This is a genomic window from Streptomyces sp. NBC_00190 (assembly GCF_036203305.1).
Classification (GTDB): Bacteria; Actinomycetota; Actinomycetes; order Streptomycetales; family Streptomycetaceae; genus Streptomyces.
Genome location: NZ_CP108131.1, coordinates 3,634,535 through 3,656,260, shown reverse-complemented (window position 1 = coordinate 3,656,260; position 21,726 = coordinate 3,634,535). Strand labels below are relative to the sequence as shown.

At 72.0% G+C, this 21,726-nt stretch carries 21 protein-coding genes; 14 read left to right on the top strand and 7 right to left on the bottom strand.

The window, feature by feature from the left end; genetic code table 11:
• Window positions 1–3 precede the first annotated feature (3 nt).
• The 4 genes from OG429_RS17520 to OG429_RS17505 all read left to right on the top strand — a co-directional run bounded on the left by OG429_RS17520 (window position 4) and on the right by OG429_RS17505 (window position 4,097).
• Entirely contained in the window at window positions 4–1,215 is a 1,212-nt protein-coding gene (locus OG429_RS17520; protein WP_328926255.1) for an amidohydrolase family protein, read from the top strand.
• Window positions 1,215–2,369: an acyl-CoA dehydrogenase gene (locus OG429_RS17515; RefSeq protein ID WP_328926254.1), complete on the top strand. Its 1,155-nt coding sequence runs from the start codon at window positions 1,215–1,217 to the stop codon at window positions 2,367–2,369. The genes OG429_RS17520 and OG429_RS17515 overlap by 1 nt, the downstream gene beginning before the upstream one ends.
• A 5-nt stretch (window positions 2,370–2,374) precedes the next feature.
• Complete coding sequence (locus OG429_RS17510) at window positions 2,375–3,310, top strand: acyl-CoA dehydrogenase family protein (protein ID WP_328926253.1); 936 nt, start codon at window positions 2,375–2,377, stop codon at window positions 3,308–3,310.
• Between the two features lie 322 nt (window positions 3,311–3,632).
• Window positions 3,633–4,097 carry an ATP-binding protein gene (locus tag OG429_RS17505; protein ID WP_328926252.1) on the top strand — a complete coding sequence of 155 codons (465 nt, stop codon included), beginning with the start codon at window positions 3,633–3,635 and terminating at the stop codon, window positions 4,095–4,097.
• A 563-nt stretch (window positions 4,098–4,660) separates the two neighbouring features.
• On the opposite strand, the gene OG429_RS17500 is transcribed toward OG429_RS17505, so the two are convergent.
• Window positions 4,661–5,353 carry a hypothetical protein gene (locus tag OG429_RS17500; RefSeq protein WP_328926251.1) on the bottom strand — a complete coding sequence of 231 codons (693 nt, stop codon included), beginning with the start codon at window positions 5,351–5,353 and terminating at the stop codon, window positions 4,661–4,663.
• 294 nt (window positions 5,354–5,647) lie between these two features.
• Here OG429_RS17500 and OG429_RS17495 point away from each other — a divergent pair, with 294 nt between their 5' ends.
• Window positions 5,648–6,058, top strand: coding sequence for a VOC family protein (locus tag OG429_RS17495; protein WP_328926250.1), 411 nt, complete (start codon window positions 5,648–5,650; stop codon window positions 6,056–6,058).
• A 41-nt stretch (window positions 6,059–6,099) separates the two neighbouring features.
• On the opposite strand, the gene OG429_RS17490 is transcribed toward OG429_RS17495, so the two are convergent.
• Both OG429_RS17490 and OG429_RS17485 read right to left on the bottom strand, forming a co-directional pair.
• A complete protein-coding gene (locus OG429_RS17490; protein WP_328926249.1) occupies window positions 6,100–7,167 on the bottom strand; it encodes an alpha/beta fold hydrolase in 1,068 nt (355 codons plus the stop codon).
• A 140-nt stretch (window positions 7,168–7,307) separates the two neighbouring features.
• Window positions 7,308–8,234, bottom strand: coding sequence for a cyclase family protein (locus OG429_RS17485; RefSeq protein ID WP_328926248.1), 927 nt, complete (start codon window positions 8,232–8,234; stop codon window positions 7,308–7,310).
• A 108-nt stretch (window positions 8,235–8,342) separates the two neighbouring features.
• Between OG429_RS17485 and OG429_RS17480 the strand changes: the two genes are divergently transcribed.
• From OG429_RS17480 to OG429_RS17470, 3 genes are read left to right on the top strand one after another with little or no spacing between them, the layout of a single operon-like run.
• The gene (locus tag OG429_RS17480; protein ID WP_328926247.1) at window positions 8,343–9,263 is read left to right on the top strand and encodes an SDR family oxidoreductase; all 921 of its coding nucleotides are present in this window, start codon (window positions 8,343–8,345) and stop codon (window positions 9,261–9,263) included.
• 14 nt (window positions 9,264–9,277) lie between these two features.
• Entirely contained in the window at window positions 9,278–10,477 is a 1,200-nt protein-coding gene (locus OG429_RS17475) for an acyl-CoA dehydrogenase family protein (RefSeq protein ID WP_328926246.1), read from the top strand.
• The gene (locus OG429_RS17470) at window positions 10,474–11,541 is read left to right on the top strand and encodes a Zn-dependent alcohol dehydrogenase (protein ID WP_328926245.1); all 1,068 of its coding nucleotides are present in this window, start codon (window positions 10,474–10,476) and stop codon (window positions 11,539–11,541) included. The genes OG429_RS17475 and OG429_RS17470 overlap by 4 nt, the downstream gene beginning before the upstream one ends.
• 124 nt (window positions 11,542–11,665) lie before the next feature.
• Here OG429_RS17470 and OG429_RS17465 read toward each other — a convergent pair whose 3' ends face one another.
• The gene (locus OG429_RS17465) at window positions 11,666–12,277 is read right to left on the bottom strand and encodes a flavin reductase family protein (protein ID WP_328930317.1); all 612 of its coding nucleotides are present in this window, start codon (window positions 12,275–12,277) and stop codon (window positions 11,666–11,668) included.
• Window positions 12,278–12,534: 257 nt separating this feature from the next.
• On the opposite strand from OG429_RS17465, the gene OG429_RS17460 reads away from it, so the two are divergent.
• From OG429_RS17460 to OG429_RS17450, 3 genes are all read left to right on the top strand, one after another.
• A complete protein-coding gene (locus tag OG429_RS17460) occupies window positions 12,535–13,362 on the top strand; it encodes a hypothetical protein (protein ID WP_328926244.1) in 828 nt (275 codons plus the stop codon).
• A gap of 21 nt (window positions 13,363–13,383) precedes the next feature.
• Window positions 13,384–14,124, top strand: a complete 741-nt coding sequence (locus OG429_RS17455; protein ID WP_328926243.1) for a hypothetical protein — start codon at window positions 13,384–13,386, stop codon at window positions 14,122–14,124.
• 788 nt (window positions 14,125–14,912) lie between these two features.
• Window positions 14,913–15,707: a VOC family protein gene (locus tag OG429_RS17450; RefSeq protein ID WP_328930316.1), complete on the top strand. Its 795-nt coding sequence runs from the start codon at window positions 14,913–14,915 to the stop codon at window positions 15,705–15,707.
• A gap of 15 nt (window positions 15,708–15,722) precedes the next feature.
• Here OG429_RS17450 and OG429_RS17445 read toward each other — a convergent pair whose 3' ends face one another.
• The 3 genes from OG429_RS17445 to OG429_RS17435 form a co-directional block, all read right to left on the bottom strand.
• Window positions 15,723–16,511 carry an enoyl-CoA hydratase/isomerase family protein gene (locus OG429_RS17445; RefSeq protein ID WP_328926242.1) on the bottom strand — a complete coding sequence of 263 codons (789 nt, stop codon included), beginning with the start codon at window positions 16,509–16,511 and terminating at the stop codon, window positions 15,723–15,725.
• Between the two features lie 103 nt (window positions 16,512–16,614).
• Window positions 16,615–18,849 (bottom strand): acetate--CoA ligase family protein, encoded by a 2,235-nt coding sequence (locus OG429_RS17440; RefSeq protein ID WP_328926241.1) that lies wholly within the window; start codon window positions 18,847–18,849, stop codon window positions 16,615–16,617.
• 166 nt (window positions 18,850–19,015) lie between these two features.
• Entirely contained in the window at window positions 19,016–20,194 is a 1,179-nt protein-coding gene (locus OG429_RS17435; protein ID WP_328926240.1) for a flavin-containing monooxygenase, read from the bottom strand.
• A 101-nt stretch (window positions 20,195–20,295) separates the two neighbouring features.
• On the opposite strand from OG429_RS17435, the gene OG429_RS17430 reads away from it, so the two are divergent.
• The 3 genes from OG429_RS17430 to OG429_RS17420 are packed head-to-tail and all read left to right on the top strand — an operon-like array spanning window position 20,296 to window position 21,714.
• Window positions 20,296–20,778, top strand: a complete 483-nt coding sequence (locus tag OG429_RS17430) for a hypothetical protein (protein WP_328926239.1) — start codon at window positions 20,296–20,298, stop codon at window positions 20,776–20,778.
• 58 nt (window positions 20,779–20,836) lie between these two features.
• Complete coding sequence (locus tag OG429_RS17425) at window positions 20,837–21,289, top strand: DoxX family protein (protein WP_328926238.1); 453 nt, start codon at window positions 20,837–20,839, stop codon at window positions 21,287–21,289.
• The gene (locus OG429_RS17420) at window positions 21,286–21,714 is read left to right on the top strand and encodes a Zn-ribbon domain-containing OB-fold protein (RefSeq protein WP_405921515.1); all 429 of its coding nucleotides are present in this window, start codon (window positions 21,286–21,288) and stop codon (window positions 21,712–21,714) included. Before OG429_RS17425 ends, OG429_RS17420 begins: the two co-directional genes overlap by 4 nt.
• Window positions 21,715–21,726 lie beyond the last annotated feature (12 nt).

Genomic DNA, 21,726 nt, shown 5'->3' with positions numbered 1-21,726 from the left:
GTCATGGAACTGGGACTGCCTCGGATCATCAGCGTCGACGACCACGTGATCGAGCCCGCCCACCTGTTCGACGTCTGGCTGCCGGCCAAGTACCGGGACCGCGGGCCCAAGGCGCTCACCGCCGGCATCGGCGAGCTCGAGTACACGGGCGGCAAGTACGTGATCTCCATGGACCCCGACGGCCCGCCCACCGACTGGTGGATCTACGAGGACCTGAAGTTCCCGTACAAGCGCAACATCGCCGCCGTCGGCTTCGACCGCGACGACATGACGCTGGAGGGGATCACCCGGGAGGAGATGCGGCGCGGCTGCTGGGACCCCAAGGCGCGCCTCGCCGACATGGACCTCAACCACGTCGAGGCCTCGCTGTGCTTCCCGACCTTCCCGCGCTTCTGCGGCCAGACCTTCGCCGAGGCCCAGGACAAGGAAGTGGCGCTCGCCTGCGTGCGCGCCTACAACGACTGGATGGTCGAGGAGTGGTGCGGCGACAGCGGCGGCAGGCTGATCCCGCTCTGCATCATCCCGCTGTGGGACATCGACCTCGCGGTCGCGGAGATCCGCCGCAACGCCGCCCGGGGCGTACGGGCGGTGACCTTCTCCGAGATCCCGACCTACCTGGGGCTGCCGTCGATCCACTCCGGCTACTGGGACCCCTTCTTCGCCGTCTGCCAGGAGACCGGGACGGTGGTCAACATGCACATCGGGTCCAGCTCCCAGATGCCCGCCGCCTCGCCCGACGCGCCTCCCGCCGTCCAGGCCTCGCTCAGCTTCAACAACGCGATGGCCTCGATGATGGACTTCCTGTTCAGCGGGGTGCTGGTGAAGTTCCCGACGCTGAAGCTCGCGTACAGCGAGGGGCAGATGGGCTGGATCCCGTACGCCCTGGAGCGCGCCGACGACGTGTGGCAGGAGCACCGCGCCTGGGGCGGGGTCCGCGACCTGATCCCCGAGCCGCCGTCCACGTACTACTACCGGCAGATGTTCTGCTGCTTCTTCCGCGACAAGCACGGCATCGCCTCGCTGGACGTCGTCGGCCGCGACAACGCCACCTTCGAGACCGACTACCCGCACGTGGACTCGACCTTCCCGCACACCAAGGAGGTCGCGCTCGACCACGTGAAGGGACTGGACGAGGAGACGGTCTACAAGCTGATGCGCGGCAACGCCATCCGCATGCTCGGCCTGTCCTTCGACCAGGACCTGGGGAGCCGCTGATGGACCTGACCTACACCGAGGAGGAACGGGACTTCCGGGCGCGGCTGCGCGAATGGCTCGGCAAGGTGCTGCCCGAGCTGCCCGCCAAGCCGTCCCCGGACGACTGGCCGGGGCGCCGCGCGTACGACCTCGGCTGGCAGCGCCGGCTGTACGAGGCCGGGTACGCGGGCCTGCACTGGCCGGTGGACGCGGGCGGGCGCGGGGCCACCCCGACCCAGCACCTGATCTTCCTGGAGGAGACGGAGCGCGCGGGGGCCCCGTACGTCGGCGCGAACTTCGTCGGGCTGCTGCACGCGGGTCCGACCGTCGCCGCCGAGGGCACGGCCGAGCAGCGGGCGCGCTGGCTGCCGCCCGTACTGCGGGGCGACGAGGTGTGGTGCCAGGGCTTCAGTGAGCCGGACGCGGGCTCCGACCTGGCCTCCCTGCGCACGCGGGCGGTCCGCGACGGCGACGAGTACGTGATCACCGGGTCAAAGATCTGGACCTCGCACGCCGAGGTCGCCGACTGGTGCGAGCTGCTGGTGCGCACCGATCCGGCCGCGCCGAAGCACCGGGGGATCTCGTGGCTGGCCATGCCGATGGACGCGCCGGGGGTCACCGTACGGCCGCTGCGCACCCTCGCGGGATCCACCGAGTTCGCGGAGATGTTCCTGGACGAGGTGCGGGTCCCGGTCGCGAACCGGGTCGGGGCGGAGAACGACGGCTGGCGGGTCACCATGGTGACCCTGTCCTTCGAGCGGGGCACCGCCTTCGTCGGCGAGGTCGTCGCCTGCCGCCGCACCCTGGGCGAGCTCGCGCGCAGGGCCAGGGCGAACGGGCGCTGGGACGACCCGGTGCTGCGGCGCAGGCTGGGGCGGCTGCACGGGGAGTTCGGCGCGCTGTGGCGGCTCACGCAGTGGAACGTCAGCGAGTCGGAGAGGTCCGGCGGGGTCCCGGGCATCGGCGGCTCCGTCTTCAAGCTCGCCTACTCGCACGCGCGCCAGGAGCTGTACGACACGGCGGCGCAGGTGCTGGGGGCGGACTCGCTGGTGATGGAGGAGGAGTGGGTCCTGGACCGGCTCTCGTCCCTCTCGTACACCATCGCCGCGGGCACCTCGCAGATCCAGCGCAACATCGTCGCCGAGCGCATCCTCGGCCTCCCGAAGGGCCGGTGAGGGGCGTGGACTTCCAGCCGACCGAGGACCAGAGAGACCTGCGGGCGGGCGTACGGGACCTGCTGGCGGGGCGGTACGGGCGGGAGGCGCTGCGGACGTCGGTGGACACGGGCGGCGCCGTGGACCGGGGGCTGTGGCGGGAGCTGGGCGAGGCCGGCTTCTTCGCGCTGCGGCTGCCGGAGGCGGCGGGGGGCGTGGGGCTGGGGCTGCCGGAGGCGGCCTTGGTCTTCGAGGAAGCCGGGCGGGTCCTGCTGCCGGGGCCGCTGGTGGCCACGCACCTGGCCGCCGGGGTGGTCCCGGGGGCGGCGGCGGGCACGGCCGTGGTCACCGCCTTCGACCTGGGCGGGGGCCTGGTGACCCACCTGGCGGAGGCCGACGCGGTGCTGGGCGCGGCGGAGCTGCCGGCGGGGCAGCCGGTGCGCTCGGCGGACCCCCTGACCCCGCTGCACCGGGTGGCGCCGCCCTCCGGCGACGTGTCCTCGTACGCGCCCTCGTACGCGTCCTCCGACGTCTCCGCGGGAGCGTTGCTGACGGCGGCGCTCCAGGTGGGGAGCGCGCTGCGCACGGTGGAGCTGGCGGTGCGGTACGCGGGGGAGCGCGAGCAGTTCGGGCAGCCGATCGGCGCCTTCCAGGCGGTCAAGCACCTGTGCGCGCAGATGCTGGTGCGGGCGGAGGTGGCCCGTACGGCGGTCTACGCGGCGGCGGTGACGGAGGACGGCGCGGAGATCGCGGGCGCGAAACTCCTGGCGGACGAGGCCGCCGTGCTGGGCGCCCGGGACTGTCTCCAGGTGCACGGGGGGATGGGCTTCACATGGGAGGCGGACGTTCACCTGCACCTGAAGCGGGCCTGGGTGCGGGCCGAGCAGTGGCGGACCGCGGCGGAGGCGGAGGAGCTGCTGGCGTCGGAACTGCTGGGGACGACAGGCCCTAGCTCTTCGTAGCTCGTTGTTACCGGAGGGGCACGGGACGAACGGCGAGGGACGCATGTCCGATTACAGAGAGTTGATATCGGTTTGTGTCCTTCGCCCGCGCCTTTGAGGCCCGAAGGCAGGGGGCTGCTCCGGTACGCTCCCACGAATGCGAGCGGTTGAGCGGCGCAGGCGTCGCACAGTATGCACCACGCCCACTCCTTCGCGCGGGAATATGCCCGAAGCGCTTGTTGTCGTGACTGTATGTCAACCATGCTGCTCCGCAAGGGGATCACACTGGGTGATTCCATCCTGTCGCGAGGCGAAGTGTCCGCCGGTTCGGATGGTGTGAGCGGTGCAGGTGCTTCAGGTTCAGCTGGAGGTAGGACCGGATCCCGCCGAAGTCGGCCGGGCGCGCCGGTGGGCCCGGTCCCGGCTGGCGGGGTCGGGCATAGGGGATGACGAGCCGCTCGCCGAGACCCTGATCCTCCTGATCTCCGAACTGGTCACGAACGCGGTCGTGCACACGGGCTGTCCGGCCGTGCTGAGAATGCTGTTCGGGGAGCCGGGGGTGCGGGTCGAGGTCGCCGACGCGAGCGACCGCGCCCCGGCCCCCCGCCAGGCCGCCGGGGACGACACGGGCGGCCGCGGCCTGGAGCTGGTGGACGGCCTGGCGGACCGCTGGGGCTGGCAGCGCGAGGGTGCGGGCAAGCGGATCTGGTGCGAGATCGACCGCGCGGAGAAGGCGGCGGCGGACTGCGCGGCGGAGGGGCCTTCGGAAATTCACCCTCCGGTGAGGGAACCGCGCGTGTACCTCTAACGAGGTGTTGACGTTCCGTCACATCTTGATCACCCTGGTGTGGAGCGATTCGACGCGAGGGGACGCCAAGGGCCTGCCTTGACGAGTGCGGGTCGCGGGGTGGCGGCCGCGGTGCCGCGCTCGGGGCGTGCACCAGCGCCGCCGCCACCCGCAGTACCTCGCCGATACCGGATCGAGGCCGGTCCTAGGTCCCCGGGTCCTGAATGTGCCGGAGGCGCGCGGCCTCAACGGGACCCGGGTCGTATCGAAGCTCGGCGGCGCTGACCGCACCGCCACCCCGTCTCACGCCTGCGGTTCTGAGGGCGCTCTGTCGGCGGACGGCACCTCGGGCGCTGCATCTTCAATGGCTTGGAGAATCAGGTCTTTGCGCGCAGACTTCGCGGCTTCTCGGATTCGCTTGAGCTGGGATTCATCGCCATGGCCTTTTCGTGTGGAGCTCCTGGCTGCCGTCGTTGCTGCCGGTGTGGTGGGGCCGCGCCCCTCCCTGTGTGACGAGTGGCGGGGAGGGGGCGGCGGTGGGGTCGGGGCGGATGTGCGTCCGCCGGCGCCCGTGGGTCCGAGGCTCAGCCGTCGGTGCAGATCACGTCGTAGGGGCGGCCGACGGCCATCGTCAGCTGCATCGGCTCCGTGGTGCCCGCCGGGCATTCGCTCTTCTGCTTGACCAGGCCGAGCACCTTGAGCGTGCCCGAACCGCCGCAGGCGACTTCCTGGGCCTGGTCGGTCACGCAGTCGCCCTTCACCAGTTGCCCGCCGCCGGCGCCCGCGTCGCCGGGGTGGTCGTTGGACAGGTTCCGGCCGCAGACGGTGTTGGTGGGGATGCCGCTCTTCTTGCCGCCGTAGGAGATGCTCACCTCGATCATCAGGTCGGTGCCGGCCGGGCACTGGATCGAGCCCGGCAGGATGCTGGCTTCCTTGATGTCGATGGCCTTGAAGGTGGCGCCGGAGTCGGAACAGCGCTGCGGACGGTACCCGTCGGGCTTGTTGGCCGGGTCGGGCCCGCCGCAGTCGCCCACCTTCCACGAACTGGAGGTGTCGGAGGAGGACTCGGGGCTCCCCGGGTCGGAAGGCTTGGCCGAGGGCGACGCCGAAGCGGAGGCCGACGGCTTCTTGCCGCCGTCGTCGCCGAGCCACTGGGAGAGCCCGTAGATGCCGCCGACGATCAGGGCGACGGTCAGGAATCCGGCGAGCCCGCCGCCCGAGCGGCGTCTGGGGGGCTGGGGCTGCTGCGGCGGCGAGACCTGGTACGGGTTTGTCATGGTTTTCTCCAGCTGCTGAGGGTGCGGGGCGGGGGCCGGGGGGTGGCGCGCGAACGGGGGACGCGTCATGTACACCTCATGGTTCCAGGTGTCGGGTGCACGCGTGACCGTCGGCCCCCCGAAGCCTTCGCGCCCCGTCCGCGACCGGAACCCGCGCCGGCCGCCGCCTGTCCGCAACACGGCTCCGACTAGGACAGGGTCTGTCCTGCCTGCTGGCTAGAGTCGGGCTCGGCCGTGGGAGGGAACGCGGCCGGGGCATGCGATTTCCGTGGCGGCGAAGGGGCAGGCAGGCACATGTTGCGAGGACTCACCACCGTCAGTTTTTGGGCCGCCGACCTGGATGCGGCGAAGCGCTGGTACGCCGAACTGCTGGGCGTCGAGCCGTACTTCGAGCGCCCCGGCTACGCCGAGTTCCGGTTGGGCGACTACCAGCACGAACTGGGCCTGATCGACGCCCGCTACGCGCCCGGCGGGACCGCGTCGGCAGGTCCGGGCGGGGCGGTCGTGTACTGGCACGTGGACGATGTGCGGGCGGTCTTCGAGAAGCTGCTGTCCATGGGGGCGAAGGAGTACGAGGGCCCGGTGGAGCGCGGACCGGGGTTCGTCACCGCTTCGGTGATCGACCCCTTCGGCAACGTCCTGGGCGTCATGTACAACGCGCACTACCTGGAGATCCTCGGTGAGACGGGAGCGGCGGACGCCTGAGCGCCAGGGGGCTACGCCGGGCCGCGCCCGTGCGAGGCCGCTTAGCGCTTGACGCCCGCGACCGCCGGGCGGACGTGGGTCAGCAGGAGCTCCAGGAACCGCTCGGGGCGCCGGAACGACGCGAAGTGGCTCGCGTCCTCGATCAGCTCGAAACCCTTCACGGGGGCCTCGACCGCGTCGAAGTACGCCTTGGCGCGCGCTGCCGGGGTGATCACGTCCTGGGCGCCCTGGAAGATGAAGAACGGCATCTCGAAGCGGGTCCCGTCGGCCCAGTCGTCGAATTCCGACGCCCCCTCGGTGACGGACTCCGAGAAGCCCTGGCCCTTGAAGTACGCCTTCACGCGGCCGAGGGAGTACAGCGGCGACAGCCACAGCGACCCCAGGATCACCTTCTTGACCGTGTCCAGGGTCAGCGGGTCGCTGCCGGCGCACAGCTTGTCGTACGAGGAGCGCTGCGCCGAGGTCCACTTCCGCGGGTCGGAGCCCATCGCCTCGACCGTCGCCACGTCCTTGGCCTTCCCGGCGGCCCGCAGCCGCTCCAGCGTGCCCTGGTAGGCGGAGGTGTCCCGGCCCGCCTCCTGGATGTTCTGGTCGGTGCCGACGTACGCCGAGTAGAGCTCGGGGTGGTTGCGGGCAAGGCGGAGCCCGAAGGTCGTGCCGAAGGAGTTCGGCATCAGCACCACCTGCTCCACGCCCATCCGGTCCAGGACGTACCGGGTGACCTCCAGTGCGTCCTCGTAGAGCCGGTCGAAGGTGACCGGCCCGCCCTGGCCTTCGGCGCCGCCGTGGGCGAAGGTCAGGCCGGCGCCGCGCATGTCCCACCGGACGAGGGTGAAGTGCTTCTCCCACTCCCGGGTGCGGGCTCCGTAGGGGGAGTTGGCGGCCCCGGGCCCGCCGTGCACCTCCAGCAGGACGGGGTTGGTGCGGTCCTCGCCGCGGATCGAGATCCACTGGTCGATCCCGCCGATGCGGACGAAGCCCTGCTCGTCGATGCCGTCCGGCGAGTCGATCCGCATCAGCCGCGCATGTGCGGACCGGCGCACGGCGCGGTGGCCGAACAGCCCGGCGGCGGGTGCGGCGAGCGTGGCGGCGAGGATGGCACCGATCATTACTGTTTCCCCCAGACACTGTTTTGCTTGCGGGGGAAGACTATGCGACTCCGGTGAGCTGTCAAGCCCTCAATCCCGCGTCCAGGCCGGCGGGTTGAGGGCAGGGGTGACCGGAGGCGCGCTGCGGTGCCGGGAGCGGGTCAGAGGACGGCGACCGGGGCCACCGGGGTGCCGGTTCCGCCGACGAAGGGTTCCGGCATGGCGGAGAGGAGGAACGAGTACCGGTTCTCTTCTGCACAGGCTGTGGACAACTTTTCGAGGTTCCAGTTCTGGCCCTGGTGCATGCCCATCTCGACCAGGTCCAAGGCGTGGACCGGCAGCCAGAGGTCGTCGATCTCCGGCGGGAAGATCTCGAAGGTGAGCGTGTCGTTCGCGACCGCCGCCACGTCGCGGGCGTGGAACCACTGCGGCGTACGGACGGACAGCCCGGGCGACGGGAAGCCGTAGCCGTGCTTGTCGCCCGCCAGGTAGACCTGGATCTGGCCGGTGCGGACCAGTGCGATGTCGCCGGCCCGGACCGTCACCCCGCCGAACTCCTCGGCCTCGGCCAGGTCTTCCGGGGTCACCGCGTGCCCGCCGGGCAGCCGGTCCAGCCCCTTGGCGCGCGCCACGTCCAGCAGGACACCGCGCGAGACGATGTGCCCCGCCTTGTCGATACCGCTGTACTGGGCGCGGGTGTGCGGGGTGATCGACGAGGCCGGGCGGCCGTTGTAGATCTTCCCCGAGTGCGAGACGTGCGTGAGGGCGTCCCAGTGGGTGCCCGCCTGGAGGCCCATGGTCACGGCGTCGTCGCTGCACGCCACCGTGCCCGGGCCGAAGAGCTCCTGGTTGATCTGCACCATCGTGTGCAGCGGGTTGATCCGGCCGGGGATCAGGCCGGCCTGTACACCGTCCTCCTTCAGCGGGAGGGCGAGCGGGATGCGGCGGCCGCTGCGCACCTCGGCGGCGGCGGCCCGGACGACCTCGTCGGTGACCAGGTTCAAGGTGCCGATCTCGTCCTCGGAGCCCCAGCGCCCCCAGTTGTTGACGCGCTTGGCGATGTCGTGGAACTCGGCGGGCAGTGACATGGGCCTCAACAGCTCCTTGCGTGGAAACGGCAACGAGGGCTTGTGCTCGCGTATCGAGGTGCCCATAGAATCTAACGGACCGTCAGAAAACGCGGGAAGGGGCCGGACGTGGGGAACTTCTTGGCAGGCAAGGTCGTCGCCGTCACCGGCGCAGGCCGGGGCATCGGGCGGGCCGTGGCACTCGCCGCGGCCGCCGAGGGTGCCAAGGTCGTCGTCAACGACTACGGGGTCGGCATCGAGGGCGGGGAACCCACCAGCGAGATCGCCGACGGAGTGGTGAAGGAGATACTCGCCGCGGGCGGGGAGGCCGTCGCCGTCGCGGACGACATCTCGACGATGGCGGGCGGCCAGCGGATCGTGGACACCGCGCTGGCCCACTACGGGCGCATCGACGGCGTCGTCTGCGTGGCCGGCATCCTGCGCGAGCGGATGCTGTTCAACATGTCCGAGGAGGAGTGGGACCCGGTGGTCGCCACCCACCTCAAGGGCACCTTCACCGTCTTCCGCGCCGCCTCCGCCGTCATGCGCAGGCAGGGCTCGGGCACCCTGATCGGCTTCACCAGCGGCAACCACCAGGGCTCGGTGGCGCAGGCCAACTACAGCGCCGCCAAGGGCGGGATCATCTCCCTCGTCCGGTCCGCCGCGCTGGGCCTGGCCAAGTACGGGGTCACGTCCAACGCCGTCGCACCGGTCGCCCGGACCCGCATGTCCGCCAACGTGCCCATGGAGCTCAAGGAGATCGGCGAGCCCGAGGACGTGGCCGCGCTCGTGACCTACCTGCTCAGCGACAAGGCCGTGGCCGTCGGCGGAGAGAAGATCACCGGGCAGGTGTACACGATCGCCGGCCCGAAGATCGCCGTCTGGGCGCAGCCGCGCGAGCTGCGCGCCGGTTACGCCGAGGGCTCCTGGACCCCGGAGAAGATCGCCGACTTCCTGCCCGGGACGGTGGGCACCGACCCGATGCCGATGCTCGCGCAGCTGGAGTCCATGGCCAAGGCGGCGGCCGCCAAGGACCGCCCGAACGCGTAGAGGGGCGCAGCAGCGTGGACTTCAGCTTCGGGGCCGAGGACGAGGAGCTGCGCGGGCGCGCCCGGGCGTGGCTGACCGAGCACCTCGTGGGCCCGTACGCGCACGCCCTCGGCCTCGGCGGCCCGGGCAGCGAGCACGAGGGGGTCGACGTCCGGCGCGCGTGGGAGCGCGAGCTGGGCCGGGGCGGCTGGATCGGGCAGGGCTGGGACGCGCCGGATGGGGCGTACGGGCAGCGGCGGCTCTCCCTGACCGGGCAGGTGGTGTGGGCCGAGGAGTACGCGGCGCTGCGCGCACCCGGCCGGGTCGGGCACATCGGGGAGAACCTCCTCGCGCCGACGCTCATCGCCTACGGCACCCCGGAGCAGCAGGGCCGCTTCCTGCCCGGCATCGCCCGCGGCGAGGAGCTGTGGTGCCAGGGCTACAGCGAGCCCGGGGCCGGCTCCGACCTCGCGGGCATCCGTACCGCCGCCGTACGGGACCCGGCCGACGGGCTCTTCCGCGTCACCGGGCAGAAGATCTGGACCTCGCTGGCCCAGGACGCCGACTGGTGCTTCGTGCTGGCCCGCACCGAGGCCGGCTCGCGCCGCCACCGCGGGCTGTCGTTCCTGCTCGTACGGATGGACCAGCCGGGCCGCGTCGAGGTACGGCCCATCCGGCAGATGTCGGGGACCGCCGAGTTCAACGAGGTCTTCTTCGACGGGGCCGTCGCCGCCGAGGCCGTCGGTGCGGAGGGCGACGGCTGGACCGTGGCCATGGGCCTGCTCGCCCTGGAACGCGGGGTCTCCACCCTGGTCCAGCAGATCGGCTTCGCCGCCGAACTGGAGCGGATCGTCCGGCTGTACGCGGCTTCGGGCGCGGCCGATCCGATCGTCCAGGGCCGCCTCGTACGCCAGTGGGCCGAGCTGCGCACGATGCGCTGGAACGCGCTGCGCACCCTCGGCGCCGCCGACGACCCGGGTGCCCCGAGCGTGGCGAAGCTGCTGTGGGGCGGGTGGCACCGGCGGCTCGGCGAGCTGGCGGTGGAGGTCCGCGGCGCGGCGGCCTCGGCCGGACCGGTGGGCTGGGCGCCCGGGCTCCCGTACGAGCTCGGACTCGACGAGGGGCAGCGGCTCTTCCTGTTCACCCGTGCCGACACCATTTACGGCGGCTCGGACGAGATCCAGCGGAACATCATCGCCGAGCGCGTGCTCGGCCTGCCTAAGGAGTCCAGGTGAGAGGCGTCGTGTTCGACGGCAAGCAGGCCCAGGTGGTCGACGACCTGGAGATCCGCGATCCGGGACCGGGGGAGGTGCTGGTCGCGATAGCGGCGGCCGGGCTCTGCCACAGCGACCTGTCGGTGATCGACGGGACGATTCCGTTCCCGCCGCCGGTGGTGCTCGGGCACGAGGGGGCCGGGGTGGTCGAAGCCGTCGGCGCCGGTGTCACGCACGTGGCGGCCGGCGATCACGTGGCGCTGTCCACCCTCGCCAACTGCGGTGCGTGCGCGGACTGCGACCGGGGCCGGCCGACGATGTGCCGCAAGGCGATCGGGATGCCGGGGCAGCCGTTCTCGCGGGGCGGGAAGCCGCTGTTCCAGTTCGCCTCCAATTCCGCTTTCGCCGAGCGGACGATCGTCAAGGCCGTCCAGGCGGTGAAGATCCCGGCCGACATCCCGCCGGCCTCGGCGGCTCTGATCGGCTGCGGGGTGCTGACGGGGGTGGGCGCGGTGCTGAACCGGGCGAAGGTCGACCGCGGCGAGTCGGTGGTCGTCATCGGCGCCGGCGGGATCGGGCTGAACGTGCTCCAGGGCGCCCGGATCGCGGGCGCGACGACGATCGTGGCGGTGGACGCGAACCCGGCGAAGGAGGCGGTGGCCCGGCAGTTCGGGGCCACGCACTTCATCGACGCGTCGGCGGTGGCGGACACGGGCGCGGCGGTCCGGGAGATCCTGCCGACCGGCGCCGACCACGCCTTCGAGTGCGTGGGCAGCGTGAAACTGATCCGCCAGGCGATCGACCTCCTCGACCGGCACGGTCAGGCGATCCTGCTCGGGGTGCCCGGCTTCAAGGAGGAGGCCTCCTTCCTCGTCTCGTCGATGTACCTCGACAAGACGATCATGGGCTGCCGGTACGGATCCTCCCGTCCGCAGCGCGACATCGCGCTGTACGCCGAGCTCTACCGGCAGGGCCGGCTGCTGCTGGACGAGCTGGTGACGGAGGTCTACCCGGTCGAGGACTTCGCGAAGGCCGTCGACGACGCCCACCACGGGAGGGTGGCGCGCGGGGTGCTCACGTTCTAAGCGGGGAACGCCCCCCCACCCAGGTCCGGGTGGCCGTCACGGTCCTGGGTGGGAGCGGTCCCGGTCTGCCGGGCCTGGCACGGCGCCCGGTCTGGCACGGCGCCGGGCCTGCCAGGGCGCCGGGTCAGTCGCTGAAGCGGCCGAAGCGGCCCTTGTGGAAGAGGAGCGGCTCGCCCTCTCCCGCCGCGCCCATGGCCACGACCCGCCCGATCACGATGAGGTGGTCGCCTCCGGTGTGGACGGCGTGGATCCGGCAGTCGATCCAGGCGGGCACGGCGTCGAGCTGCGGGGACCCGGTGACCGGGGCCGGGGTGTGGGCCACCCCGGCGAACTTGTCCGCGCCGCTGACGGCGAAGGACCGGCACAGCTCGCCCTGCTCGGCGCCGAGGATGTTCACGCAGAACACCCCGGCGCGGGCGATCCGCGGCCAGGTGGTCGACGTACGGGCCACCATGAAGGTGACCAGGGGCGGGTCGAGGGACAGCGAGGCGAAGGACTGGCAGGCGAAGCCGGCCGGGCCCGCCTCGTCCTCGCCGGGCGGCGCGGTGATGACGGTGACCCCGCTGGCGAAGTTCCCGAGCACGGCCCGGAACTCGGCGGGAGAGACCGGCGCGCGCTCGTCCTCGCCGACGGCCCGCAGGTCCGGGCGCGGCGACACGTCCACGGGCTCCGGACCCGCCGCGGCGGAGGTGGGGGAGCCGACTGACCTGAGGTACCGGACGACGGTGGCCGCCATCCCTGCATGTCCCATCACGTCAACGATTGAAGCTGACGGTTCGTCAGATGGGAAGGGGGGTGTGGGCTCCGCGTCGGTCGAGCGCGTTCAGGGGTGGGGCACAGGGCCCCCACCTGCGCTTCGCCCGCTCGCCCCCAGTCCCCGCTTTGGCGGCTCAACTCCCTTGTGACAAAGGAGACATGATCTCCGGTCATGCCCGTGACAGTGCCTGTGTACAGTCGTCGCCAACGACAACGACGTCGGGGGCTGGGGTGGGCATGGGGAACGGTTTTCGCTACCGGGCCGAGCGGATCTCACTGGGCACGATGGCGGCCGCGGGCATCGCGGTCCTGGTCGCCGATCTCCTCGGATGGCTCGACAAGATGGCCCCCGGGGGCACGCTCCCGAAGATCACGCTGCTCATCCTGAGCACGGTCACCCTGTTCCTCCTGATGGAGTTCGACCGCCTGAAGGTGCTCGACAACATCAACCGGCAGATCTCCGGGCTCACCGTCGACGGCCTGACGGGCGACCTCCGGCGCCGGCACTACCTCGGCGTGGTCCAGGTGCACGAGTCCTTCCCCGAGCAGGCGTTCATCGGGCTCGTCCGGGCCGCCGAACGCGAGGTGGCCATTCTCCAGACCTGGATCCCCAACCTGACCAGCTTCAAGGACGAGCTGGCACAGGCCGTCAAGGAGCGGCAGGTCGAGGTGAACATCCTGCTGCTGCATCCGTCGTCCCCCGTGGCGGGGCTGCGCGACGAGGCGCTGGGCAGCGAACCGAGTTCCGGGGTGGTGGACGTGGACGCGAGCCTGCGGATCCTCGGAGTGATCCACAGCCAGCTTCCGCCGGACCTCCGGGGCAAGCTGCGGGTGAAGGTCTACAACTCCCTGCCGTCGATCGCCGTGTACAAGGCCGACGAGCGCTACCTGGTCAGTTCGTTCCTGCACCGCCGCCTCGCGATCGAGTCCACCCAGACCGAGATCGAAGGGAGCGACACCGTGATGGGCCGGGAGGTCCAGAACGAGCTGAACACGTTGTGGGGCATCGGCAGCGATGTGGACCTCAGGGACTGGCACAGGTCGATCGAGAGCACCAATCAGTGATGCGGAAGAGGAGTTACGGTCGTGCGTGAACTGGACATGTTCGAGGACGAACTGATCGGGCGGTACGAGCAGCACCCGGTCCTGGCGAACATCGCGCTGCTTCCGGACGAGGACTTCGCCGCGATCCTGCTGCAGCGGCGCTTCCTCTCGCTCGCCTTCACGCCGGCCTACGACCTGGCGATCGATCTCCTGCGCGACGAGGTGGGGCTGCGGATCGCCCGGGTCATCCTGCGCGAGGAGTATCCGGACCGGCGCGGGAACACGCCCTCGCACCGCGAGGACATGACGCAGGACATGTCGAGACTCGGCGTCTCGCGGACCGATCTCGTCCACACCAGGCCGACGCCTGCGACGAAGCGGGCGATCGGCGACACCTTCGACCTGATCGCGGACGCGGGCACCCATGACGACGCCGACCTGCGGCTGTTGACGGTCCTGCGCTTCTGGGGCGAGATCCTGGTGTCCGTCGAGTACGGGCGGCTGTGGCAGCGGATGGAGCCCTTGCTGACCCGGGACGGCGAGAACCTCTCGCGCTTCTACCACCCGCACCACGTCCACGACGCCAAGACGCGCACGCTCGCGGCCGGGGGCATGCTGTCCACGGCCCACCCCGACCGGCTGGCGACCCGGCTGAGGGAGTTCCTGCTGGGCGGGGGCGAGGGGGCGGCCGACGCCTTCAGGGAGTCCGAGGAGCGTTCGCTCCAGGTCAAGGTGAGCTTCTACGACCAGTTCCTGCCGGCACTGGACCGCGTGGGGATCTGACGGACCGGGGACCACTCCGCGATCCCCACGCGCGGATCGCGCTCGTCGAGCCGGTGAGCCGGACCGCGCCCGTACGGTACGCCCGGCAGGTGTACCTGGAGACGGCGCACGGCGCACTGCAGGACGTGAAGGTACGCCACCCGCAGGCGGCCGACGTGGCCTGGACCGCGAACGGCGAACCCTGGCCCGAGATCGCGCCGGGCGACCCCGGCGGGCCGGCCGCCCTGCGGGCGGTACTCGCCCTCAGGCGCCGCGGCTCACGCGTCGGCCCGCTCACCGAATCCGGGGACCGGGTGGTCACCTCGTTGCGCGGCGCCGCGCTCGCCCTGCTCAGCGTCGGATACGCCCTGTTCGGCCTGAACCTGTGGATACGCCTCGCGATCGCCTTCGTCGTCGGATCGGCCACCTGCGGGCCCGGACCGGATTCGCGGATCCCGCCGCCCTGCGCGCCCAAGGGCCGGGTGCTCGCCACCGGGCCCGGGCTGTCGGTGCCCGCGCCGGTGCCTGCGCCGGTCGCCGTGGCCCTGTCGCCGGCGCCCACGCCTCCCGGCTCGACGGATCCCCGCTGCGCTACAACCGGCGCGACCCCCGGCTGCCGGACCTGCTCGTCTGCCGCAAAGGCCTGGAGGAGACCTTGCGAGAGGAGATCGCGCGGCTGGAGTGGTGAGCCTCGCGGTTCCCCCCAACGGGTGAATCCACCGTCCCCGCGGGGGGAAGTGCGGGCGGGCGGCAGGGGACGGTCGGCATCGTGGCCCGGGTCGTCGTCCACCCCACCCGCAGGAGGCACCATGCTCGGCACCGACTTCCGTACCGGATCACCCAACTGGCTCGACCTCGGCAGCCCCGACACCGACGCCGCGGCGCGCTTCTACGGCGCCGTGTTCGGCTGGCAGTTCCAGTCCGCAGGGCCCGAGGCGGGCGGGTACGGCTTCTTCCGGGCGGACGGGAAGACCGTCGCCGCGATGGGCCCCCTCACCGAGGAGGGGGCCACGTCCGCGTGGATGGTCCACTTCATGAGCCCCGACATCCAGGCCACCGCCCAGGCCGTCAGGGACGGCGGCGGGCGGGTGCGGATGGAGCCCATGGACGTCATGGGCGAGGGCTGGCTGGCGCAGTTCACCGACCCGCAGGGCGCCGAGTTCGCGTGCTGGCAGCCCGGGAAGACCGCCGGGCTGGAGCTGACCTCCGCCGAGAACTCCGTGGTGTGGGTGGAGCTGCACGTCCCGGACCCCGTCGCCGCCATCGCCTTCTACTACGGGCCGTTCGGGTGGCGCCACGAGGAGATGCAGACGCCCGGGATGACGTACCGGGTGCTGAGCCTCGCCGAGGGCGACAAGCAGCAGACGTCCTTCGGCGGGATCGCGCCGCAGGGCGAGGGCGCGGGCGGCGGGTCGGCGATGGTGCCGCGCTGGGTGCCGTACTTCAACGTGGGCGACGTGGACGCCACCGTCTCGGCGATCGAGGGCAACGGCGGTGCGGTGCTCATGCCCGCGGCGGACGTGCCGGACGTCGGCCGCATCGCGTGGGCCTCGGACCCGGCGGGCGCCGTGTTCGCGCTGCTGAAGCCCAGCCCGCGGATGTAGCCCGCCGCGGCGCGCTCAGCGGCCGAGGTACTTGGGCGTGCGGCGCTCCACGAAGCTGCTCACGCCCTCATTGGCGTCGGCCGTGGTCATGTTGAGCTCCTGGGCGGTGGCCTCGGCGGCCAGCGCGGTCGCCCGGTCACTGTCCAGGGAGGCGTTGACCAGCTGCTTCGTCATGGCGAGGGCCCGGGTGGGGCCCTGGGCGAGGCGCTCGGCCCACGCGCGGGCGGTGGCCTCCAGCTCCTCGGCCGGGACCACCTTGTTGACCAGACCGAGGCGCTCGGCCTCGGCCGCGGGGACGGCGTCGCCGAAGAACATCAGCTCCTTGGCCTTCTGCGGGCCGACCAGGCGGGGCAGCAGGTACGCCCCGCCGCCGTCGGGAACCAGGCCGCGGCGGACGAACACCTCGATGAAACGGGCCGGTTCGGCGGCGATGACCAGGTCGCAGGCGAGCGCGAGGTGGGCGCCGATGCCGGCGGCCGTGCCGTTGACGGCGGCGACGACCGGTTTCTCGCAGTCGAGCACCGCGGTGATCAGGCGCTGCGCGCCGAGGCGGATCATGCGGGCGACGTCGCCGGTGACGCGGTCGCCGACGGCGGGGCCGCCCCGCAGATCGGCGCCGGCGCAGAAGCCCTTGCCGGTGGCGGTGATGACGATGGCGCGGACGCCGGGGTCGGCGGAGGCGTCGGCGAGCAGCGCGATGACGCGCTCGCGCTGGTCCCAGGTGACGGCGTTCATGGCGTCGGGGCGGTTCAGGGTGATCCAGGAGACGCCGTTGTCCAGGCGGTGCAGGATCTCGTCCGTCATGGGTTGAACTCCCGTTCAGGGGTCGTTGGGCGAGGCCGGGTGCCGGGCGCGGCACCGCTGCCGGGGGTCCGGCCCCCGGACCCCCGGTAGTGGTTCGCGCCGGTCAGCGGCAGATGGCGAGGGCGTCCAGCGCCACCGCACCCTGTCCGCGGGGGAGGACCATCAGCGGGTTGATGTCCAGCTCGGACAGCTCGTCGCCGAGTTCCAGCGCCATCCGCTGGATCCGCAGGATGACCTCCACCAGGGCGTCGACATCGGCCGGCGGCGCCCCCCGTACGCCCTCCAGCAGCGCGTGCCCGCGCAGTTCCGTGAGCATCCGGCGCGCCTGGTCCTCACCGAACGGCGGCACCCGGACCGCCGCGTCGTGCAGGACCTCCACGAGGACCCCGCCGAGGCCGACGGTGACGGTGGGACCGAAGAGGTCGTCCTGGGTGACGCCGACGACCATCTCGACGCCCCGCTCGACCATCTGGCACACCAGGATGCCGTCCAGCGGGACGTTCTCGTAGCGGGCTATGTCGGTGAGCTCGCGGTACGCGTCGCGGATCTGGCTGGCCGAGGTCAGGCCGATCTTGACCAGGCCGAGTTCGGTCTTGTGGCCGAGCTGGGGGCCCGAGGCCTTCATGACGACCGGGTAGCCGACCAGACCGGCCGCGCGGACGGCCGCCGCCGCGCTCGTCACCAGCTGCTCGCGGGGGACCCGTATCCCGTACGCCCGCAGCAGCTGCTTCGCCGCGTGCTCGCTGAGCTGCTGGCCCGGGCGCATCAGGGCCTGCGCCTTGCGGTACGAGGGGGAGGGCGTGCGGGGGGCCTCGTCGAAGGGGGAGCGGTAGGACGCGGTGAAGCGGTGGTGGCCGAGGTAGGCGCGCACCGCGGTGATGCAGTTGCCGAAGGTACGGAAGGTGGCCACGCGGGAGGAGCCGAGCAGGGTGGTCCGGTAGGCCTCCTCGGTGCCGACCGGGGAGCCCCAGATCACGCAGATGAGCTTGTCCGTGGCTTCGGCGGCGTCCACCAGGTCCTGGGCGAGCTTGTCGCTCATCGGCGGGAAGGGGCCGGTGATCGGGCAGATCAGCACGCCGACGGACGGGTCGGCGAGGATCGCGTCGATGATCTTGCGGCCGCGCCAGTCGCCGACGGGGTGGCCGCCGTTGTCGACGGGGTTGGCGACGTTCAGGTACTCCGGGATCCACTGGTGGAGCTCGTCCTGCTTGGCCCGGGAGAGGGCGGGGAGGGTCAGGCCCGCCTCGGAGGCGAGGTCGGAGAAGTGGGCCCCGGTGCCGCCGGAGATGGAGTAGACGACCACGCCGTCGGCCTTGGGCTCGCGGGCGCGGGCCAGGAGCGCGGCCGTGTCCTGGAGTTCGTCCAGGCCGTCGACACGGATCACGCCGAACTGGCGCATGGCGGCGTCCACGACGGTGTCCGCGCCGGTCAGCTTCCCGGTGTGGGAGGCGGCCATCCGGGCCCCGGTCTCGGTGCGGCCGACCTTGACGGCGACGACCGGGACCCCGTTTCGGGCCGCCCGGTCGGCGGCGAGCAGGAAGGACCGGCCGTCCTTGAGGCCTTCGACGTAGCAGGCGATGGCCCCGACCTCGGGCTGCTCGGCGAAGTAGGAGATGAAGTCGGCGGTCTCCAGGTCGGCCTCGTTGCCCGTCGGCGCCCAGTGGGAGAGGCGGATGCCCAGCTCCTGGAGGGTGTAGACGGGCCGGCCCTGGTGCCCGGACTGGGTGATCAGAGCGATGGCCGGGCCGTCGAGGTCGTCGCGGAACTCCTCGAAGGCGTTGAGGTTCGTGTTGGGGCCCAGCAGACGCAGGCCGGAGCGGCCGACGGCGGCCGTGAGGCGGGCCTGGGCGGCGGCGCCCGCGTCGCCGGTCTCTGCGAAACCGGAGGCGAACGCGACGGCGAACTTCACCTTGGTCTCGGCGAGTTCCTCGATCACGGGGAGCGGGTCGGCGACGAGCAGGACGGCGAGGTCCACCTGTTCGGGCAGGGCCGCCACCGAGGGCGCGCACGGCAGCCCGAAGACGCTCTCGCGGGTCGGGTGCACGGGGTGGAGCCGGGCGCCGACGCGCTGCGCCCAGGCGATGAGCTGGCGGGTGATGCCGGTGTTCGGTCTGCCCTCGGCGTCGGAGGCGCCGACGACGGCGACCGACTCGGGCCGGAAGAACCGGTCCAGGTCGGGGACGTCGGAGTGCAGGGGCCGCCCGCTGACGTCCACGGCGACCGCGTCCTCGGTGGCCTTGGCCGCGGTCGAGTGGACGGCCGTCCTGGGGGACTCCCCGCAGGCCTCGACACGTGCGCGGAAGTCGGTGGTGAGGGTGCCGTGAGTAGATCCAAGCATCGTTCCGCCCGCTCCTGCTCGATGAACCTCGATGGAACCTCAATAACTGACGCGTAGTCAGATTACTGAACTGACGTGCCGTCAGGAACAGGGCTGCGCAGGAAAGCTGGTGGAGGTGGTGTGTAAAACGGTGGCAGATTTCCTCTGATCGGGTCCAGAGTGCCGTTCAGGCCGCTCTGCGCAGGTGCCGCTGCACGGCCTTGGCGATCTTCTCGGCGTCCAGGGCCAGCTCCCGGAGCATCCCGCTGATCGGGTTGGTGAAGCCGGTGAAGTACAGGCCGGGGGCCTGGGCCGGGGTGTCGGCGCCGTGCGTACGGGGCCGCCCGTGCTCGTCGAGCACCCCGTCCAGGTGGCCCACCAGGCCCTCCAGCGCGCGGCGGTATCCGGTCGCCGCGACCACCGCGTCCGGGGTGATGCGCGAGCCGTCCGCGAGGACCACCTCGGCGCCGTCGAAGGCCTCGACGGCCGCGACCGGCTCGACCCGCCCGGCGCGGACCGCCTCGATCAGGCCGACGTCCTGGACCGGGATCGCCCCCTCCTTGACCCTGCTGTACAGGCCGGGGCCGGGGCGCGGGAGCCCGTACGCCGACAGGTCGGGGACGGAGGCCTTGGCGACGGGCACGCACAGCCGGTCCACGAGCCGCACGGGCAGCCGGCGTACGAGGATCCCCGTGCGCTGAGCCGGCCAGCCCGCGGTGGAGCGGCGCACGATGTGCGGCGCGGTGCGCACGGCGAGCCGCACCCGGGCGGCCCCGCCCTCGGCGAGGTCGACGGCTATCTCGGCGCCGGTGTTGCCGACGCCGACGACGAGCACGTCCTGGCCGGCGTAGGGCTGGGGGTTGCGGTAGTCGGCGGCGTGCAGCAGCCGTCCGGTGTAGCCGTCCAGGCCCGGCCGGTCGGGCAGCACGGGCGTGTGGTTGAAGCCGGTGGCGACGACCACGGCCCCGGCGGTGAGCACCCGCCCGCCGCTCGCGTGCAGGGTCCAGCCGCCGTCCGCCTCGCGCTCGATCCGGGTCACCTCGACGCCGGTGACGATCTCCAGCCCGTGGAACTCGGCGTACTTCTCTAGGTACCGCACCACGTTCTCGCGGGCGACCCAGCGGCCGAAGCGGCGCGGCATGGCCAGGCCCGGCAGGGCCGAGAGCCGTCGCGTGGTGTGCAGGTGGAGGCGGTCGTAGTGGCGCCGCCAGGAGGCGCCGACCTCGTCGGACTTCTCGACGACCACCGCGCGGACCCCGCGGGCGCGCAGCGCCGCGGCGGCGGCGAGACCGCCGGGACCGCCGCCTATGACGTACACGGGGCGGGGCTGGGTGCTCATGTCGGGTGCTGCGGGGACTCCTGGCATGAGGTGTGATCGTATCGCCACGCTGGGTTGATGGGTCTCGGACGAGGAGGGAATCGATTGCGGATCGGTCACGGGCCCCGGCGCGCCGGGATACTGCTGCGGTGCTTCTGACGTACATCGCGGAAATAGCGGACGAGCCCCTCGTGCTGGACCCGGCCGACCGGCAGGCCGAGCGGGACACCAACACCTGGTGGCTGAGCGCGCAGGACGAGGACCGGCGGTCCCTGTCGGTCGCCGACGTGGCCGGTGCCTTCGAGCGGACGGCCGGAGCCATCCGGCGCCGCATTCTCGAACGGGGCTTCGCGGGGCCGGCGACGTTCTACGTCTGGCACGACGAGCAGGCCGGCCAGCTGCGCTGCTCGACCGGGTCGGTGGCCGCGGACGAGCTGCCGTTCGGGGGTGCCTACGTGCCCGTCACCGACCTCGGGCCCGTCGTGGAGGCCTTCCTCGCCGACGGGGATCCCGGGCTCATCGCCTGGTCGGAGCTCGACGAGGTACGGGAACCGGCCGAGCCGGAGTTCCCGCCCTTCCCGGTCTGGGTCAGTGATGTCGCGGCGCCCGACCCCGGCCGGGCCCTTGCGTGATCGCCTCCGATCCGCTGAACTGACGTACCGTCAGATCGATTGGGTGGGTGAGGGTGGGATGCAGACCATCTGGCTCAGTGGGGCAGAGTGGCTCGCCGTGCTCCGGATAGGCCTCGGCCTGTGGTGGCTGGAGAGCTGGCGGCACAAGGACAAGAAGGGCTGGTTCGAACGCGGCACCGGCATCGCCTGGGCCGCCGACGTCGCGGGCAAGCACCGCTGGACCTTCGTCAGGGGCGGCTTCGAGCTGGTCGTGGGGCCGCGGCCGAAGGTGATGGCCTACATCGTCGTCTACGCGGAACTCGCCCTCGGGCTGGGCCTGGTGTTCGGCTTCCTGACCCCGGTCGCGCTGGTCGGAGGGCTGCTGCTGAACCTGCTCTACCTCGTCCTGATGATCCACGACTGGGCCGAGCAGGGCCAGAACGCCATGATGGCGCTCATCTCGCTCGTCGCGCTCTTCGCGATGGCCTGGCAGACCTGGTCCCTCGACGCGGCGATCGGACTTTTCCTGTGAACGCACCCCTGAGCGCCGTACGGTACGACCTCCCCGAGGCGGACGACTTCACCCGCCCCTACTGGGACGCGGCGGCCGACGGCCGGCTCCTGCTGCGCCGCTGCGCGCAGTGCGGGCGTACGCACCACTACCCGCGGGAGTTCTGCCCGTTCTGCTGGGCGGGTGAGGACCGGGTGGCGTGGGAGGCGGCGAGCGGCCGCGCGACCCTCTACACCTGGTCGGTGATCCACCGCAACGACCTCCCGCCGTTCGGCACGCGCGTGCCGTACACGGCGGCGGTCGTCGACCTGGCCGAGGGTCCGCGGATGATGACGGAGGTCGTCGGCTGCGAGGCGGCGGACCTGCGCGTCGGCATGCCGCTCACGGTCACCTTCCGCGAGGCGGCGGACGGGGTGTGGGTGGCGGTGTTCCGTCCGGCGGACTGACCCCGGGGGCCA

Coding starts and splice junctions, on each gene's coding strand:
- OG429_RS17425 (WP_328926238.1), top strand. CDS start 20,837: ATGCAGACCATCTGGCTCAGTGGGGCAGAGTGGCTCGCCGTGCTCCGG.
- OG429_RS17520 (WP_328926255.1), top strand. CDS start 4: ATGGAACTGGGACTGCCTCGGATCATCAGCGTCGACGACCACGTGATC.
- OG429_RS17495 (WP_328926250.1), top strand. CDS start 5,648: ATGTTGCGAGGACTCACCACCGTCAGTTTTTGGGCCGCCGACCTGGAT.
- OG429_RS17440 (WP_328926241.1), bottom strand. CDS start 18,849: ATGCTTGGATCTACTCACGGCACCCTCACCACCGACTTCCGCGCACGT.
- OG429_RS17515 (WP_328926254.1), top strand. CDS start 1,215: ATGGACCTGACCTACACCGAGGAGGAACGGGACTTCCGGGCGCGGCTG.
- OG429_RS17465 (WP_328930317.1), bottom strand. CDS start 12,277: ATGGCGGCCACCGTCGTCCGGTACCTCAGGTCAGTCGGCTCCCCCACC.
- OG429_RS17450 (WP_328930316.1), top strand. CDS start 14,913: ATGCTCGGCACCGACTTCCGTACCGGATCACCCAACTGGCTCGACCTC.
- OG429_RS17485 (WP_328926248.1), bottom strand. CDS start 8,234: ATGTCACTGCCCGCCGAGTTCCACGACATCGCCAAGCGCGTCAACAAC.
- OG429_RS17500 (WP_328926251.1), bottom strand. CDS start 5,353: ATGACAAACCCGTACCAGGTCTCGCCGCCGCAGCAGCCCCAGCCCCCC.
- OG429_RS17490 (WP_328926249.1), bottom strand. CDS start 7,167: ATGATCGGTGCCATCCTCGCCGCCACGCTCGCCGCACCCGCCGCCGGG.
- OG429_RS17435 (WP_328926240.1), bottom strand. CDS start 20,194: ATGCCAGGAGTCCCCGCAGCACCCGACATGAGCACCCAGCCCCGCCCC.
- OG429_RS17445 (WP_328926242.1), bottom strand. CDS start 16,511: ATGACGGACGAGATCCTGCACCGCCTGGACAACGGCGTCTCCTGGATC.
- OG429_RS17460 (WP_328926244.1), top strand. CDS start 12,535: ATGGGGAACGGTTTTCGCTACCGGGCCGAGCGGATCTCACTGGGCACG.